The sequence below is a fragment of the Streptococcus sp. 1621 genome, from assembly GCF_013276615.1.
Lineage (GTDB): Bacteria > Bacillota > Bacilli > Lactobacillales > Streptococcaceae > Streptococcus.
Window position 1 is genome coordinate 585 of sequence record NZ_VMLJ01000047.1, and the last position, 927, is coordinate 1,511.

At 43.5% G+C, this 927-nt stretch carries 1 protein-coding gene; it reads right to left on the bottom strand.

Going from position 1 to position 927, the window contains the following annotated elements:
• Window positions 1-57 precede the first annotated feature (57 nt).
• Entirely contained in the window at window positions 58-870 is an 813-nt protein-coding gene (gene folK / locus HT697_RS09515; RefSeq protein ID WP_173253115.1) for a 2-amino-4-hydroxy-6-hydroxymethyldihydropteridine diphosphokinase, read from the bottom strand.
• Window positions 871-927: the final 57 nt, after the last annotated feature.

Here is a 927-nt window from a genome sequence, read left to right on the forward strand (position 1 = left end):
CGAAGAGTATAAAAACTCTAGCCTTCAGTTGCAAACGACTGAAAACTAGAGTTTTTTCTATTTTTTCAAAGCATTATACAAGTTACGGATCGGTTGCTTTAATGTCGGATGGATAAAATGAGGCGCAATTTCCTGTAAGGACTCAAGGACAAAAAGGCGTTCCGCTATGTAAGGATGAGGCAGGATGAGGTCGTCTGTATAAATGACCTGGTCCTCCACAAAGAGCAAGTCCAAATCAATCAAACGAGGTCCCCAATGCACTTCTCTCACCCGTCCCATCTCTGCTTCAATGGTTAACAAGGTTTCTAATAGCACTGGGGCAGGCAACCATGTTTCTACTTCAACCACTTGATTAGCAAAGCTATCTTGCTCCACACCACCCCAAGGCTCCGTCGTCAAGACACTGGACTCTTTGAGAATATGGATACCTCGATTTCGCATTTTCTCAATGGCTTGTCTCAAGTTTGCTTGTTTATCTCCCATATTGCTTCCTAGGGCGATAAAGGATCGTTGCTTGCGGCGATGAATGGCTACCGAGCAAGTATCTAGTGGCAAATGCACTGGCGCCCAAGGTTTTTTCAGTTCCAGCTTCATTTCTTGGACAAGAGGATAGGCCTCAAAAGTACGTTCCACCAGTTTATAAGCTACCGTTTCAATCAAATCCTCAGTTGTTTCCTGAAACCAAGTCGTCCACTGCTGACACAGTTCTCCATAATGGACAGAAGCCGTTAAATCCAAGTCTGTCGCCGCCTTGGTCATATCATAGGATAGGATGGCTGAAACGACAAACTTCTGCCCCAATTCCTTCTCACTAGGAAAAAGACCATGATAGGCAAAAATTTCCAAATCCTTAATCTGCAGTTGATCCATAATGATTCCTTTCTAGAAAAATCCGCCCAAAGCGGATTCTTTTTATACTCAATGAAA